The sequence below is a fragment of the Rhodococcus sp. 05-339-2 genome, from assembly GCF_002258965.1.
GTDB lineage: Bacteria > Actinomycetota > Actinomycetes > Mycobacteriales > Mycobacteriaceae > Rhodococcoides.
Window position 1 is genome coordinate 51058 of the sequence record NZ_NOYW01000004.1, and the last position, 15910, is coordinate 66967.

The following is a 15910-nucleotide window of genomic DNA, read 5'->3' on the forward strand; positions in this document are numbered from 1 at the left end:
GTGGAGTGAGGTGGATCACCCCTGCTGAGAGATGATGTTGCTGCACCGGGTGACAGGAGTCACCTATACGTTCATTTCGTTCACGTTCGATGTATTGCACGAAAGGATTGCGTTGTCCTCGAAGCGCCCACTGAGCGTCGCCGGCCAGGTGTTGGTGCTCCAGCTCGTCGTCATGGCGGTCGTCGTGTTCGCCGGCGGCATCCTGACGGTGCTCAACGAGCGGTCCAACAGCGACGACGCGACCCGACGCGAAGTCACGGCGATCGCGGTCAGTATCGCCAACGAACCGTCGACGCCCATTGCGATCGAGTCCGACGATCCGACGTCTCGGCTGCAGCCGGAAACCGAGAAGATCCGTCAGGTCACGGGTGTCGATTTCATCGTGGTCATGGCCCCGGATCGGACCCGTTTCACCCACACGACCGTCGACCTGATCGGTAAGCCGTTCAGCGGCAACATCGATCGCGCGTTGCAGGGTGAGACGTTCACCGAGACGTACGTGGGTTCTCTCGGCCCGTCGATCCGCTCGGTCACGCCGGTCACCGATTCCTCCGGCGAGATCGTCGGCCTCGTCTCGGCGGGCGTGACCAGGGCCAAGATCAGCGACCAGTTCTTCCAGGGTCTACCCCTCATCGTCGGGGTCGTTCTCGCCGCCTTCGTCGTCGCCGCCGCCGGATCGACGCTGCTCAGCCGCCGGCTCCGGCGTCAGACACTGGGGATGGCTCCTGCGGAGCTGCGCACGATGTACGAGCATCACGACGCCGTTCTGCACTCCATCGGTGAAGGCTTGCTGGTGTTCGGCCGGGGTGACGAGGCGGAGTTGGTCAACGACGAGGCCCGACGCCTCCTCGATCTGCCCGAGGGCCCTGTCTCGTTCGGCTCGTTGCCGGAGTCCATGCAGCAGATGGACACCGGCATCGTGCGCGGTGAACTGCATCTGACGAAGGACCGTGTGCTCGTGGTCAATCAGGATCCGGTGATGTGGGAGGGCCGACGCCTGGGCAATGTGCTGACGATTCGAGATCAGACCGAATTGCGTTCGTTAATGGGTGAATTGGACTCGGTGCGCAGTTTCGCGGAGTCGCTGCGTTCGCAGGCTCACGAGTCGGCGAACAGGCTGCACACCGTCATCACCATGGTCGAGCTCGGCCGACCCGAGGAGGCAGTCGAATTCGCGACGGCCGATCTGGAACTCTCGCAGGCTCTCATCGATCGCCTGATGAACGCGGTCAGCGAACCTGCACTCGCTGCACTGCTGCTGGGCAAGGTCAGTCAGGCCGCCGAGCAGGGCGTGGAGCTGACGATCACCGACGACACGGCCATGGAGCACGAGGGTGTGCTCACTGCACGTGAATTGGTCACGCTGGTAGGCAATCTGATAGACAATGCCATCGATGCCTCGAAAGAATCCGACCAGCCGTGGGTCGAAGTGACGGTCCGTGACGCCGATGGTGAACTCGTCGTCCGAGTCGCCGACAGCGGTCCCGGAATGCCGCCGGAGACGCTCAAAGCTGCTCTGCGGCGCGGCTACTCGACCAAGTCCGGCTCACGCGGTCTCGGCCTCGCCCTGGTGACTCAGGTGATCGGTCGCCATCGCGGCACCCTGACCTCGGAAGTGACGTACGGATCGGTCATGGTCGCCACCATCCCGGGATCGCTCTCGTGATCCGCGTCCTGATCGTCGACGACGAACCGCTGATCGCCGAAGCGCACAAGACGTACGTCGAGCGAACCCCGGGCTTCGAGGTGGCCGGGGTGGCGCACACCGGAGCGTCGGCCATGCGCTTCGCCAGCACCGAGGCCGTCGATCTGGTGTTGCTCGACATCGGTCTGCCCGACGCGAGCGGCATCGACGTGGCGGCGGCGCTCGGCGGTCTACGCCCGAGTCCCGACGTCATCGCCATCACCTCCGAACGGGATCTGTCGGTGGTGCGCTCCGCCGTGGCACACGGCATCGTGCTGTATCTGCTCAAGCCGTTCACGTTCGCCGCGTTCCGCGACAAGCTCGAGCGCTATCGCGAATTCCATGCCGCGTTGCCTGCCGGAGAGAACGCGTCGAGTCAACGCGACATCGACCGCGCGATGGCGCATCTGCGGACGGCCGACGAACGCGTCTCGACACCCAAGGGCATCGCCCCGCAGACGATGGACGGCATCACCGCGAGCATAAAGGAAGCGGCCGACGGACTGAACGCCTCCGAGGCCGCCAAGGTCGTCGGAGTGTCCCGAGTGACGGCGTGGCGATATCTCGAGCGCCTCGCCGACGACGGACTGGTCACCCGGCACACCGAATACGGCAAGGCCGGGCGACCGCAGGTCCGCTACGTGTGGCGTTAGAGCGGCTGCGCCGCATGTGAGCGGAAATTCGTAGCAGGCTACGAATTTCTATGCACGTGCGCCGGAGGCGCTCACAATCCACGCGTACTCGAAAGCCGCTTCTTTCCACTTCTCGTAGCGTCCGCTGACTCCTCCGTGTCCGGCGCTCATTTCGGTCTTGAGCAGCAGGTCCGAGTCACCGGTCTTCGTCGCTCGCAGAGCCGCAACCCATTTGGCGGGTTCGACGTAGAGGACGCGAGTGTCGTTGATGGACGTGATCGCCAGGATCGACGGGTAGTCCTTGGCCTCGACGTTCTCGTAGGGGCTGTAGGACTTCATGTACTCGTACACCTCCTTGTCGGCCAACGGGTTTCCCCATTCGTCCCATTCGATGACCGTCAGCGGAAGTGACGGGTCGAGGATGGAGGTGAGCGGATCGACGAACGGAACGTTGGCGAGGATGCCGTTGAACAGCTCCGGTGCCATGTTCGCCACCGCTCCCATGAGCAGTCCGCCTGCGCTGCCGCCGTCGGCGACCAGATGCTTCGGTGAGGTGCGCCCGGTGTCGATGAGATGCTGTGCGGCAGCGATGAAGTCGGTGAAGGTGTTCTTCTTCTTCAGCGTCTTGCCGTTGTCGTACCAGTGCCGACCCATCTCGCCGCCGCCGCGTACGTGTGCGACGACGAACACGATGCCGCGGTCGAGCAACGACAACCGGGCGACCGAGAACGACGGGTCCATCGACGCCTCGTACGATCCGTAGCCGTAGAGCAACGTGGGAGCCGGCCCCTCGGGGACATCCTTGCGCGCGATGACCGACAGCGGAACCTGAGTTCCGTCCGGCGCAGTGGCCCACTCTCGGTGCTGCACGTAGTCACCGGCATCGAACTTGCCCAGAACCGGCTGTGATTTGCGGAGCAGCAGTTCGCCACTGGCGATGTCGAGGTCGTAGACCTGGCCGGGGGTGATGAACGAGGTGTACACCATCCGCAGCAGCGGCTGATCCCATTCCGGGTTCGAACCTGCGCCGACGGAGTAGAGCTCCTCGTCGAACTCGAGCTCGCGGTACTCTCCGTACCCCTCGTCGGTCAGCGGCCAGATCGCCATGCGCGTCAAGGCTTCTCGTCGGTACGTGAAGATCAGGTGGCCGGCGAACGCATCGATGTCCTCGACGCGGACGTCATCGCGATGCGGAACCAGCGTGCGCTGATCGAGTGGGTCCGAGACCGGAGCCTCGGCGAGCAGGAAGTTCTCGGCCTTCTCCCCCTCGGTGCCCCAACCGTTCACCGAGCCGTTGTGGGTGATGAGGAATCGATCCTCACCGGCCACGACGGCGTGCTCGATGCTGTATTCGACGCCGTCCGTGCGGGGCAGTACGACGCGGAACTCGCCCTCGGGATCGGTGGATTCCAGCACCAGGCACTCGGAGGTGATCTTCGAGCCGACCCAGATCATCAGGTACTTCTCGCTGCGGGTGGAACCGAATCCGACCCAGTAACTTTCGTCGGGCTCGTGGAAGACCTCGACGTCCTCGGACTTGCCGAGGGTGTGCCGCCAGACGGTGTCGGGACGCCAGGATTCGTCGACCGTCAGGTAGAACACGTGGGTGGCGTCGGCCGTCCAGGTGGCCCCGGGCGCGACGTTCTCGATGGTGTCGGCGAGCAGCTCGCCGGTCTCGAGGTTCTTGAAACGCAGTGTGTAGCGCTCGTCGCCCTCGGTGTCGGTCGAATAGGCCAGCAGCGTGCCGTCGAGGCTGATCGAGAACGCGCCGAGGGAGAAGAAGTCGTGTCCCTTCGCCTCTTCGTTGGCATCGAGCAGGATCTGCTCACCGGGGACGTCCACGTCGGACGACAGGGTGGGCGGGGTCCAGTCGTCGGGAGAGTCGACGGGACAACGGCATTGGAGTCCGTAGGACTGTCCCTCGACGGTGCGCGAGTAGTACCACCACTGCCCCATGCGCGTGGGCACGGACAGGTCGGTCTCCTGGGTTCGCGACTTGATCTCGTCGAAGATCTTTCCTCGCAGTGATTCGAGGCCGGCCGTCTGCTGCTCGGTGTAGGCGTTCTCGGCTTCGAGGTGGGCGATCACCTCGGGATCGTCCTTGGCGCGCAACCACTCGTAGTTGTCGATGAACGTGTCCCCGTGATGGGTGCGCTCGTGCGGCACCTTCTTGGCAACGGGAGGGGTGATCGTCATGGCGTGACCCAATCGTCGAAGTTCAGACCCGAGATGCGCTCGTAGGCCTCGATGTAGCGGCTGCGGGTTGCGGCGACGATGTCGTCCGGCAACGGTGGCGGTGGAGTGTCGGAGCTGCGATCCCAGCCGGATTCGCCCGTCAACCAGTCGCGGACGAACTGCTTGTCGAAGCTGGGCTGGACGCGGCCTTCCTGGTACGAATCGGCAGGCCAGTAGCGTGAGGAATCAGGGGTGAGAACCTCGTCGGCGAGGACCAGGTTGCCTTCGGCGTCGGTACCGAACTCGAACTTGGTGTCGGCCAGAATGATTCCGCGTTCCAGAGCGAAGTTGGCTGCGCGCGTGTAGATCTCGATGGTGTCCTCACGCAGCTTGAACGCGAGTTCGGCACCGACCTGCTCGACGGCCTGGTCGAAGGTGATGTTCTCGTCGTGGTCGCCGATCTCGGCCTTCGACGCGGGCGTGAAGATCGCCTGGTCGAGTTTGCTGGATTCCACGAGCCCGGGGGGAAGCTGCACGCCGCACACGGCTCCGGTCGCGTTGTAGTCCGCCAACCCGGATCCGGTGAGGTACCCACGCGCGACGCATTCGATCGGCACCATGTTCAGCTTCTTCACCACGAGGGCACGGCCGAGCAGTTCGGCGGGAATGCGTTCGTCGAGCGGATCGCCGGCCAGGTGGTTGACGCCGCCGAGCTCCTCGAAGAAGAACACGCTCATCGCCGTCAGCACGCGTCCCTTGTCCGGGATCGGGGTGTCGAGGATGTGGTCGTAGGCCGAGATTCGGTCGCTCGCGACGAGCAGCAGATGCGCGTCGTCGATCGTGTACAGATCGCGGACCTTGCCGCCGGCCAGATGCTCGTAGCTACTCAGTGATGGTCGCACGGTGTTCAACACTATCTGGGCCGGTGGCCGCGGGGGTGCCGGCAGGCATCAGACTGGTAGCTGTGGCAACGAACAACACGACATCGGATGTCGGATTCCGCTCCGAACGAGGACCGATACTGGTTGCGCTGATGCTCAGCACGTCTCTGGTCGCTCTCGACTCGACCATCATCGCCACGGCGGTGCTGTCCATCGTCGACGACCTGGGCGGGTTCACTCAGTTTCCGTGGCTGTTCTCCATCTATCTTCTGGCGCAGGCGGTATCGGTGCCGCTGTACGGCAAACTGGCCGACCTGTTCGGCCGCAAGAAGATCATGCTGTTCGGCATCGCGGTGTTTCTACTCGGCTCGGTCCTGTGTGGCTTGGCCTGGAGCATGCCCGCCCTGATCGCTTTCCGTGCTGTCCAGGGTCTCGGCGCGGGTGCCGTGCAGCCGATGGCCATCACCATCGCCGGCGACATCTACACCCTGGCCGAGCGCGCCAAGGTGCAGGGCTACCTCGCCAGCGTATGGGCGATGTCCTCGGTACTCGGCCCGGCGCTCGGCGGTATCTTCTCCGAGTTCCTGACGTGGCGTTGGATCTTCTTCGTCAACATTCCGCTGTGCGCGCTGGCCGCGGTGATGCTGTGGCGCAAGTTCGACGAGGGAGCCGTGGAACGCACCAAGCCCAAGATCGACTACCTCGGTGCAGGCCTGCTGACGGTGGGCGCAGCGATGGTGCTGCTCGGGCTGCTCGAGGGCGGACAGTCCTGGGCCTGGAACTCCCCCGTCAGCATCGCCATCTTCGTCGCCGGATTCTCCTTGCTGGCCGCGTTCGCAGTGGTGCAGACCAAAGTCGAGGAGCCGATCCTGCCGCTGTGGGTGTTCACCCGTCGGGTGCTGGTGGTCAGCAGTTCCATCTCGCTGCTCGTCGGGGCTTTGATTCTCGGCCTGACGTCCTACGTTCCGACTTTCGTGCAGGGCGTGCTCGGCACCGGCGCGATCGTCGCCGGATTCGCCCTGTCCACCCTCACACTCGGCTGGCCCATCGCGGCATCGCTCTCCGGGCGGGTGTACCTGCGGTTCGGCTTCCGCACCACGGCGCTCATCGGTGCCTCCATCGCGGTCGTCGGAGCGGCATTCGCCACCGGCCTCGGTGCCGGTTCACAGGTGTGGCAGGTGGGCGCGGTGTGCTTCGTCATCGGCCTCGGTATGGGTCTGATCGCCAGCCCCACCCTCATCGCCGCTCAGTCGAGCGTTGAATGGTCCGAGCGCGGCGTCGCCACCTCGACCAACATGTTCGCCCGCTCCATCGGCAGCGCAGTCGGAGTCGCGGTGTTCGGTGCCATCGTCAACTCACGGATCTCCGCCGACCCGAGCCCCGAACAACTGTCCGACGCCATCCATCCGGTCTTTCTCGGTGTCCTGGCGGCGGCGGCGGTGATGGCCGTCGCGGCACTGTTCATGCCCAAGCGTGGAGCGGAGCCGACCCGATAGCGTCCCTTTCGGTTGCTTGTCGGCATGGCCCTCGTTTCGTCGGTCCGGCGCGTGATCGTGCCGGGCACGGCCGGTCGTGCCGGTGCGTCTGCGAAAACTAGTCCGCCGAACCCTCGAACCAGTGCACCGGCGATGTCACCGTGACGTCGACGGCGGTGCCGGGGGCGAGTCGGTCGCCGGTCCGGGCGATGGCTCGAAGCCGCAGCCCGGTGGCGCTGTGCCGCAGGGTGACCGAGGATTCGGGGCCGGTGAAGAGCTCGTGTTCGACGACGAATGCGCCGTCGTCGAACTCCGAGACCAGCAGCTGCTCGGGCCGAAGCAACGCCTGTCCGTTTCCCGTCTCTCGGGTTGTGGATTCGAGACGCCCGAGGACGGTGTCGACGTGGCCGCCGTGGGCCGCAGCGTCGACGAAGTAGGCGTCGCCCACGAAGCGCGCGATCGCGGGTGTGGCGGGTCGCTCGTACACCTCACGCGGGGTGTCGATCTGGGCGCAGCGACCACCCAGCAGCACGGCGACCCGATCGGCAGTTCCGAGTGCCTCGGCGCGGTCGTGGGTGACCAGGATCGACGCGGTCTTGCTGGACTGCAACAACTCTCGCACGTCCTGCCTGATCGAGGTACGTAGCCCCGCGTCGAGGGCGGCGAACGGCTCGTCCATCAGCACCACCGACGGAGCAGGCGCGAGCGCCCGCGCCAACGCGATGCGCTGCTGTTGGCCGCCCGAGAGCTCGCTGGGTCTGACCCCACCGGCGTCGGGCAGTCCGACGAGCTCGAGCATCTCGTCGACCCGCCGCGTGCGCTCAGCGCGACCGGACAGATGGGGTCGCAGAAACCCTGCACGCAAACCGAATTCGATGTTTCTTCGTACCGTCAGGTGTGGGAAGAGTCCACCTTCCTGCGGCATCAGGCCTATTCCCCGCTTCTCCGGTGGCACCTGAATCTGCCCCGCCACCGAGATGTCCCGCCCGTCCGAGGTGATCCGGCCCGCGTCGATGCGGTGCAGTCCCGCAATGGATCGCAACAGCGTCGTCTTGCCGCAGCCGGAGGGGCCGAGAACGGCAAGCATCTCGCCGTCGCCGAGGTCGAGGTCGATCCCGTGCAGCACGGTCGTACTGCCGTACGAGGCAACGAGTCCGGAAATCACCATGCTCATGGCAGTGCTACTCGCTTCCGCGTCGTGCGCCCCAGCGCCCGTGTCAGTACGACGGTCGGGACCACCGAGATCAGGATCAGGGCCAGGGCGTAGGGAGCCGCCTCGCCGTATCGGAACGCCTCGGTGGTGGACCACAGCGTGGTCGCGAGCGTGTCGACTCCCCGAGGGCGCAGCATCAGCGTCGCCGGTAGCTCCTTGGCGACGGTCAGGAACACCAGAGCGGCCCCGGCGGCGATGCCGGGAGCCGCGATCGGAATCGTCACTCGAAGGTCGGTGTGCAGCCGGCCCGCGCCCAGGGTCCGTGAGACATCCTCGAGGACAACGGGAGTGGCGTCGACGACCGCTCTCGTACTGCCGACGGCCAACGGCAGGAACAACACCACGTATGCCAGCACCAGCAGCACCGCCGTCTGGTAGAACGACGGCAGGAACCTGATTCCGAGAAAGACCGTGGCGAGCCCGACGGTGATACCCGGTAGTCCGTGCGCGATGTAGGTGGACAATTCGGCACCGCGGGCGGCCCTCGACGTGGATCGGGCCGCGAACAGCGCGACCGGCAACGCGAGCACGGCCACCACCACCGCGGCGGTCGCGGAGTACTGGACGGTCTTGGCCGTGACGGCCAGCACGTCCACCCAGTCGACGGTGAAGCGCAACGATCGGCTCAGCCACCGCGCCAGGGCCAGAATCGGTACCAGCACCGAAACACATAGGGCTGCAACGACAACGGCCAGAGCAGGCACGCGCCACCGGCCCAGAACCACAGGCTCGGCCATCCGGTCGGTTCCCGATCCCACCCTCGCCGTGGCACCGCGTCGGGCACGCCGTTCGAGGAGGGTGAGCACCAACGCGCCCACCACGAGGACCAATCCGAGAACAGCCGCCGCGGTGCGATCGAGTCCCCCGCGGTACGCACTGTAGATGCCGAGCGTGAAGGCGTCGTATCGCATCAGAGCCACCGCCCCGAAGTCACTGATGGTGTAGAGCGCGACCAGCAGCGCACCCGCCGCCGCGGCCGGAACGACGCGACGGCACTCGACGGTCAGCGCCGTGCGCACAGCGCCTCGACCGAGGGTGCGCGAGACCTCGGCCAACGACGGGTCCGCAGTGGCGAAGGCCGCGGACACCGGCAGCATCACCAGCGGGAAACAGGACAGCGTGAGGACCAGGGCTGCGCCGGAAAAGCCTGCCAACGAGGGGAACTCGGCGATCCACAGATATCCGGACACGTACGACGGGATGGCCAGCGGGGCGGCGAGCACCATCGCGAAGAAGCGTCGCCCCGGTAGATCGGTCCGTACGGTCAACCACGCCAGCAGCGTCCCGACCACGACCGATGCAACGAGCACGGTGAGCGTCAGTGTTGCCGTGCGGACGGCGAGGTCGAGTGTGCGTTGCCGCAACAGCAGCCCCAGGACCTTCTCGGTGCCGCCGTCGAACGCTCGGACGAACAGATACACCAGCGGTGTCAGCGTCAGCGCTCCCACGCACAACGCGGCCGTCCCGAGAACGGGACGACCGCCGAAGTGGTGCCGCCGAAGCGGCTGGAGTGCAGACACGAGCCCGGAACCGAGGATTGCCTAGATGATTCCGACGTCGGTCAGCAGGGTCTGAGTGGCCTCGAGGGACGAGAGACGACCCAGATCGAGATCGGTCGAGCCCAGCTCCGACAGCGGCGGCAGGTCGTAGTCGGAGGTGACTCCGTCGATGACGGGATATTCGGCGGTCTCGTTGGCGAAGTACGTCTGCGATTCGGTCGAGAGCAACTCGCGCACGAAATCGAAGGCTGCTTCCTGGTTGTCCGAAGCAGCCAGCACACCCGCACCGGCGACGTTGATCAGCGCGCCCGGGTCGCCGGGCTCGAAGTAGTGCAGCTCGACCGGGGCGTCGTCGCCGTTCTCGTCCTTGAAGGGGTACCAGTAGTAGTGGTTGAGCAGACCGGTGGCCACCTGTCCGTCGTTGACGGCGGTCAGCAGCGGGCCGTTGCCCTCGAAGGCGACGGGCTCGTTGGCGACGAATCCCTCGAGCCAGGTGCGGGCGCCGTCCTCGCCGCGCTGCACGCGCAGGGCGGTGACGAAGGCCTGGAACGAGGCGTTGGTCGGTGCGTAGCCGATTTGTCCGCGCCAGCGTGGGTCGAGCAGTCCGTCGATGCCGGTGGGCAGGTCGGCTGCCTGCACCGAATCGGAGTTGTAGGCCAGCACACGAGCCCGCGCGGAGGTGGCGACCCAGGTGCCGTCGGCACCGCGGTACTGCTCGGGGACGAGGGAGAGGATGTCCTCGGGCAGCGGTGCGAGAGCGCCCGCCTCGTCGAGGGCACCGAGTGCTCCTGCGTCCTGTCCGTAGAAGACGTCCGCCGGGGTCGCGTCGCCCTCTTCGAGGATCTTTGCGGCCTGGGCGTTGGTGTTGCCGGAGTAATCGACCTCGATACCGCCGCCGATGCGCTCGATCAGGGGGTCGACGAGCTCTTCACCGCGGCCGGAGTAGACCACGAGGGCAGACTCAGCGGAGGCGGACTCGGAGGTGGACGTGCCGTCGTCGGACGAGCCGTCCGAGCTGCATGCGACGAGACCGAGGGCGAGGGTTGCGCTGATCGAGAGCAGCGCCAGACGGCGAACGGTGAACACGGTTCTCCTGACGAAAACGGGACATTGAAGACAATTCGATGAAAGTACACCACAAAGGTGAGGCTCAGCTACTTTCCCTCCGGGATTGAACGACCGGCCGCCCGGGCATGCGCGCCCCATGACTTCTCGTGTTCTCGTCACCGGTGCCAGCATCGCCGGTCCCACCGTGGCGTTCTGGCTGGACCGAGCCGGCTTCGAGGTCACCGTCCTCGAACGCTCACCGCAACTGCGACTCGGCGGCCAGAACATCGACGTTCGCGGCTCCGGCCGCAAGGTGCTGCAGCGCATGGGCCTGGACGCGACCCTCCTCGCGAACGGCACCACCGAGAAGGGCACCCGATTCGTCGACGACGCCGACGCCACCATCGCGGCCTTCCCGGCCGGCGACGGAACCCATGACGGGCCGACGGCGGAGTTGGAGATTCTGCGCGGCGAGTTCGCACGGATCCTCGTCGAGTCCGCCGGACCACGGACCGAGTATCGCTACGGCGATCGCGTCGTCGGCGTGGTCCAGGATGCCGACGGAGTCGATGTGACATTCGCAACGGGCGCAGCGGAAAGGTTCGACCTCGTTCTCTTCGCCGACGGAATACGTTCCAGCAGCAGGGAACTGGTGTTCTCCGGGGAGGCCGAGACCACACCCGTCGGCCTGTACACCGCCTACGGCGTACTGCCGACGGGACCGAGCGACGACGGCTGGTGGCGCTGGTACAACGCCCCCGGATCTCGCGTGGCGAATCTACGACCGGACAACCTCGGCACGACGCGATTCAGCCTGTCCTGGGTGTCCGACGACAGCGGCTACGAGGGGGCGTCCACCGAACGCGTCATCGCCGCCCTGCGTTCGACATTCGCCGATGTCGGTTGGGAAGTGCCCCGGATCCTGGACTCGCTGGGACCGGACTCGGAACTGTACGTCGACTACCTGGCGCAGGTGAAGGCCCCGCGCTGGTCCGACGGCAGAATCGGCATGCTCGGCGATGCCGCCTGGTGCGCAACGCCGTTGAGCGGCATGGGAACAACGTTGTCGGTCACCGGCGCGTACGTGCTCGCGGGCGAGCTCGCGCGGGCGAATGATCATCGCGCCGGATTCGAGGCCTTCGAGGCGCGTATGCGTCCGTTCGTCGAGCAGGCGCAAAAACTCCCACCCGGCGTGCCTCGCGTCGCGCATCCGAAGACCTCGGCAGGAGTCGCTGCATTCCGCACCGTACTTCGCCTGGCCGGATCCAAGCCTGTACAGGCCGTGACCAGCAAGTTCCTCGGTCCCGACGCGGCGACGCTCGAGCTGCCGGATTACGAGTTCGACGCAGCCCCACGTGAGCGGTAATTCGACCCCTGCTACGAAGTTCTGCTCACCTACAGTCCGACACGTTCGAGCAGCGCATCGAATGCCTCGCTGGCTTCCTGCTCCGAGCGGCCGGATTCGATGACGCCGTTGTACACCGCCAGCGCCTCCTCCTGATACTGCTTGTACTTCTCGAGCCACTTCTCGGAGTCGGCGCGCCAGTACCCGATGATGTCGAAATACGCGATGTCGTAGCCCAATTCCTTGCGGAAGTACTTGCGCACCCGACGCGAGGACGACGCCTCGCCGGCGAACCACACGTAGCCACGTCCCTCGGGCAATGGGTACGCCAACACCGCGTCGTCGAGAACGCTTGCGCTGTCGCCGTTTCCGGATCCGATACGCCAATCGAACGTCACGTCGGCGGGGGTCTCTAAGGATTGGATGTCGCCGCGCTCGAGCACCTCGACGATCGCGTGCGCACGCGTTCCGGCGGGCAACTGCTCGACGAGACGACCGAGCGCAGGTAACCCGGTCATGTCCGCGACCAACAGCAGCCATTCGACGTCGGCGGGCGGTGAATACCAGGAGCGGGGGCGGGTGAAGAGCACCGTCTGCCCCGGGGCGGCCTGCTGGGCCCAGGTCGATGCGACACCGCCCTCGTGTGCGAAGAAGTCGATGGTCAGCTCACCGCGCTCCTCGTCGAGGCGGCGAATGGTGTAGTTGCGACCTTCGGGAGCGTCGTCGAGACCGTGGAACCACCAGAGACCGTCGACCTCGGTCATCGGCGGCGGGATCACCTCGCCTGCCCTGGGGAAATAGACTCCGACGCATTCGTCGGGCACCCCGAGCGTGCGGTAGCCGGCGACGTGCTCGCCGCCGAAGGTCACACGCACCATGTGCACCGTGAGTCGTTCCACCGCAACGACGTCGGCGTAGTGGAAGCCACGCGGTTGTTCACTCATCTTCGTCCTCGATACATATCTCGACGTCACTCCTGCGAGAAACCCTCAGGGCCGACTCGGGGCCGTTCTCCCTCAACTTTAAACTAAGCCTTGCCTAGCCTGCGACCGACCACCTTGGGGATCACCAGCGGAGTGTGCGATTCCGGATCGTCGATGATGCGGCACGGCAGCCCGAAGACCGCCTCGACCAGCTCGGCGGTGACGACATCGGCGGGCGCACCCTCGGTGACCACTGCGCCGTCCTTCATCGCGATGATGTGGTCGGCGTACCGGCAGGCGTGGTTGAGGTCGTGCAGCACGGCGACGAGAGTGCGGCCGTTCTCGCGGTTCAGAGTGGCCAACAGGTCGAGCAGTTCGATCTGGTGGGCGATGTCGAGAAAGGTGGTCGGTTCGTCCAACAGCAGCAGCGGTGTCTGCTGCGCCAGAACCATTGCCACCCAGACACGTTGCTGCTGTCCGCCGGACAGCTCGTCCACCGGACGAGCCGACAGCGATGTCACTGCCGTTGCGTTCATGGCCTCGATCACCGCAGCCTCGTCCACCGCCGACCATTGCCGGATCAACTTCTGATGCGGATAACGGCCCCGCGCAACGAGATCGGCCACCGAGATCCCGTCGGGCGCGATGGAGGTCTGCGGAAGCAGGCCGAGGCGTCGGGCAACTTCTTTCGCGGGATACGACGAGATCGCCTTCCCGTCCAGCAGAACGGTTCCGTGCGTCGGCTTCAGCAGCCGCGAGAGCGCCCGCAGCAGAGTCGACTTACCACAGGCATTCGGTCCCACGACGACGGTGAACTTGCCGTCGGGAATCTCGACGGTCAGGTTCTCGCTGATGACGCTGCTGCCGTATCCGACCGTGATCTCGTCGGTGTGCAATCGAGGCTTCGTCACTGCTTCCTGCCTTCCCGCGCCAACAACCACACGAAGTATGCGCCGCCGACCGATACGGTCACCACACCCACCGGCAGCTGGGTGGGAGCGAACACGCGCTGCGCGACAACGTCGCTCACGACCAGCAGCAGCGCTCCCATGCACGCGGCAGGCATCAGCGCCACCGACGAGGTGCCGGTGAGGCGGCGAGCCAACTGCGGCGCAGCGAGCGCGATGAAGGAGATGGGTCCCGCGGCCGCGGTGACCATCGCGATCAACGCGACACCCAGAAACACCAGCATCAGACGGGTCGGCTCGGCGCGCACGCCGAGCGCCCTCGCCGCGTCGTCCCCCATCTCCAACATCGGCAGCCGACGCGAGAGCACCGCCGAGCACGACGCGATGACGACCGACACTGCCAGTACCGGCCCTACCTGCGACCACCCCAGCCCGTTCAGGGTGCCCGCACCCCACACGGCGGCCGCGATGGCGTCGTCCAGATCGGCCCTGATCACCAGCCAGGTGTTGACGGAGGCCAGCACGGCGCTGACCGCGATCCCGACGATGATCAACCGAAAGCCCTGCACCCCGCGCCGGTACGCGAGCAGGTAGACCACGGCGGCCGTTGCGAGTCCGCCGACGAGCGCGCCTGCTCCGGTCCGGTAGTAGCCACCACCGAGAGTGAGGATGACGACGAGCGCGCCGGTGTAGGAACCGGTACCGAACCCGATGATGTCCGGGCTACCCAACGGATTTCGCGTCAAGGATTGAAAGACCGCGCCCGATACACCGAGGGCGGCACCGAACAGGAAGGCCAGTGCCACTCGGGGAAACCGCCACTCCATCACCACAATCTCGGTCAGGCGTGGCGCATCGCCGAACACTGCGGCGAGCACCTCGTTCGGCGGAATGTAGAGGTCGCCGGTACCGACGGCGACGATGGAGACCACCGCCGTCACGGCAAGCAAGGCCGCGCAGACGCCCACCGTTCGGATGCCGATGCGGCCGTCCACTCGATCCCGCACTCGCACGACCCACAACTTTCGACCGAAATCGATGTTGCCGCCGCGTTGCTCACCGATCACAGTCCGCTCGCCTTCTTCCGGCGAACGAGCACGATCAGCACCGGTGCGCCGACGAACGCGGTGACGATACCGACCTGCAGCTCCCCCGGCCTGATGACGATGCGGCCGACCACGTCCGAGAGCAGCAGCAATCCCGGTGCCGCGAACACCGTGTAGATCAGAATCCAACGCTGGTCCGGTCCGACGATCCAGCGCACCATGTGCGGGATCATCAGTCCGACGAATCCGATGGGCCCGGCCGCCGCCGTCGCGGCTCCGGCGAGCAGAGTCACAGCGACGACGCCGACGATTCGCGTCCGAACCACGTTCGCTCCCAGTGACCGGGCCAGATCGTCGCCGAGCGATATCGCATTGAGGGGACGAGCGATCAGGGCCGCCAGAAAGACTCCGAGCGCGATGAACGGGGCAACCTCGGACGCGATGTCCAGACCTCGACCGGCCAACGAACCCGCGCCCCAGAACCTCATCCTGTCGAAGGCATCCGGATCGAGCAGCAGCATGCCCGAGGTGACGCCGCCCAGTACCGCACCGAGCGCAATTCCGGAGAGCGTCAAGCGAATCGGAGTGGCTCCGGCGCGCCCCAGTGACCCCAGCGCGTACACCACGATCGTTGCGAACACCGCCCCGGCGAACGCGAACCAGATGTACGAGCTGATTCCGGTGAAACCGAACACGCCGACGGCGATCGCGACGAAGAACGCCGCCCCGGCGTTGACGCCGAGAATTCCCGGGTCGGCCAGCGGATTTCGCGTCATCGCCTGAATCAGCGCACCGGCGACCCCGAGGGCGAGTCCGACGAGCAAACCCAGAACCGTACGCGGAAGCCGCAGTTCGCGGACGATCACGGATTCGGTGGATCCGTCGACGTGCAGCAGCCCGTGCCACACCCGACCGATCGGGATGTACTCGGTGCCCACCGAAATGCTCACCAAGCACAGCGCTGCCAGAACACCCAGGACGACGAACAACCCTGCGGCCCGGCGCGCATCGGTGCGAGCGAGACCACCGACTTCGGCCGGAACATCTCGCTGTTCCGGCTCGTCGCCCACGCTCGCACTCAC

The 15910-nt window shown here is 65.9% G+C and carries 13 protein-coding genes; 4 read left to right on the top strand and 9 right to left on the bottom strand.

The window, feature by feature from the left end; translation table 11 throughout:
- The first annotated feature begins 172 nt into the window (after positions 1-172).
- Together CH273_RS01320 and CH273_RS01325 are read left to right on the top strand one after the other, a co-directional pair.
- Positions 173-1666 (top strand): sensor histidine kinase, encoded by a 1494-nt coding sequence (locus CH273_RS01320; protein WP_230596876.1) that lies wholly within the window; start codon positions 173-175, stop codon positions 1664-1666.
- Positions 1663-2337 carry a response regulator gene (locus tag CH273_RS01325; protein WP_032395931.1) on the top strand — a complete coding sequence of 225 codons (675 nt, stop codon included), beginning with the start codon at positions 1663-1665 and terminating at the stop codon, positions 2335-2337. Before CH273_RS01320 ends, CH273_RS01325 begins: the two co-directional genes overlap by 4 nt.
- 48 nt (positions 2338-2385) lie before the next feature.
- On the opposite strand, the gene CH273_RS01330 is transcribed toward CH273_RS01325, so the two are convergent.
- Both CH273_RS01330 and CH273_RS01335 read right to left on the bottom strand, forming a co-directional pair.
- The gene (locus CH273_RS01330) at positions 2386-4512 is read right to left on the bottom strand and encodes a S9 family peptidase (RefSeq protein ID WP_032395932.1); all 2127 of its coding nucleotides are present in this window, start codon (positions 4510-4512) and stop codon (positions 2386-2388) included.
- Positions 4509-5393, bottom strand: a complete 885-nt coding sequence (locus CH273_RS01335; RefSeq protein WP_032396305.1) for a phosphoribosylaminoimidazolesuccinocarboxamide synthase — start codon at positions 5391-5393, stop codon at positions 4509-4511. Before CH273_RS01335 ends, CH273_RS01330 begins: the two co-directional genes overlap by 4 nt.
- A 62-nt stretch (positions 5394-5455) precedes the next feature.
- Here CH273_RS01335 and CH273_RS01340 point away from each other — a divergent pair, with 62 nt between their 5' ends.
- Positions 5456-6868, top strand: a complete 1413-nt coding sequence (locus CH273_RS01340) for an MDR family MFS transporter (protein ID WP_032396306.1) — start codon at positions 5456-5458, stop codon at positions 6866-6868.
- Between the two features lie 97 nt (positions 6869-6965).
- Here CH273_RS01340 and CH273_RS01345 read toward each other — a convergent pair whose 3' ends face one another.
- The 3 genes from CH273_RS01345 to CH273_RS01355 are packed head-to-tail and all read right to left on the bottom strand — an operon-like array spanning position 6966 to position 10645.
- A complete protein-coding gene (locus CH273_RS01345) occupies positions 6966-8021 on the bottom strand; it encodes an ABC transporter ATP-binding protein (RefSeq protein ID WP_032395933.1) in 1056 nt (351 codons plus the stop codon).
- Positions 8018-9580 (bottom strand): ABC transporter permease, encoded by a 1563-nt coding sequence (locus CH273_RS01350; RefSeq protein ID WP_230596832.1) that lies wholly within the window; start codon positions 9578-9580, stop codon positions 8018-8020. Before CH273_RS01350 ends, CH273_RS01345 begins: the two co-directional genes overlap by 4 nt.
- A 21-nt stretch (positions 9581-9601) precedes the next feature.
- A complete protein-coding gene (locus tag CH273_RS01355) occupies positions 9602-10645 on the bottom strand; it encodes an iron ABC transporter substrate-binding protein (RefSeq protein WP_045196680.1) in 1044 nt (347 codons plus the stop codon).
- Positions 10646-10763: 118 nt separating this feature from the next.
- Between CH273_RS01355 and CH273_RS01360 the strand changes: the two genes are divergently transcribed.
- The gene (locus CH273_RS01360) at positions 10764-11972 is read left to right on the top strand and encodes an FAD-dependent monooxygenase (protein WP_032395934.1); all 1209 of its coding nucleotides are present in this window, start codon (positions 10764-10766) and stop codon (positions 11970-11972) included.
- A gap of 29 nt (positions 11973-12001) precedes the next feature.
- Here the strand turns inward: CH273_RS01360 and CH273_RS01365 are convergent, their stop codons facing one another.
- The 4 genes from CH273_RS01365 to CH273_RS01380 all read right to left on the bottom strand — a co-directional run bounded on the left by CH273_RS01365 (position 12002) and on the right by CH273_RS01380 (position 15910).
- Positions 12002-12895, bottom strand: a complete 894-nt coding sequence (locus CH273_RS01365) for a siderophore-interacting protein (protein ID WP_032395935.1) — start codon at positions 12893-12895, stop codon at positions 12002-12004.
- A gap of 83 nt (positions 12896-12978) precedes the next feature.
- Positions 12979-13785 carry an ABC transporter ATP-binding protein gene (locus tag CH273_RS01370; protein WP_032395936.1) on the bottom strand — a complete coding sequence of 269 codons (807 nt, stop codon included), beginning with the start codon at positions 13783-13785 and terminating at the stop codon, positions 12979-12981.
- The gene (locus tag CH273_RS01375; protein WP_032396309.1) at positions 13782-14846 is read right to left on the bottom strand and encodes a FecCD family ABC transporter permease; all 1065 of its coding nucleotides are present in this window, start codon (positions 14844-14846) and stop codon (positions 13782-13784) included. The genes CH273_RS01370 and CH273_RS01375 overlap by 4 nt, the downstream gene beginning before the upstream one ends.
- Positions 14846-15910 (bottom strand): iron chelate uptake ABC transporter family permease subunit, encoded by a 1065-nt coding sequence (locus tag CH273_RS01380; protein WP_032396310.1) that lies wholly within the window; start codon positions 15908-15910, stop codon positions 14846-14848. The genes CH273_RS01375 and CH273_RS01380 overlap by 1 nt, the downstream gene beginning before the upstream one ends.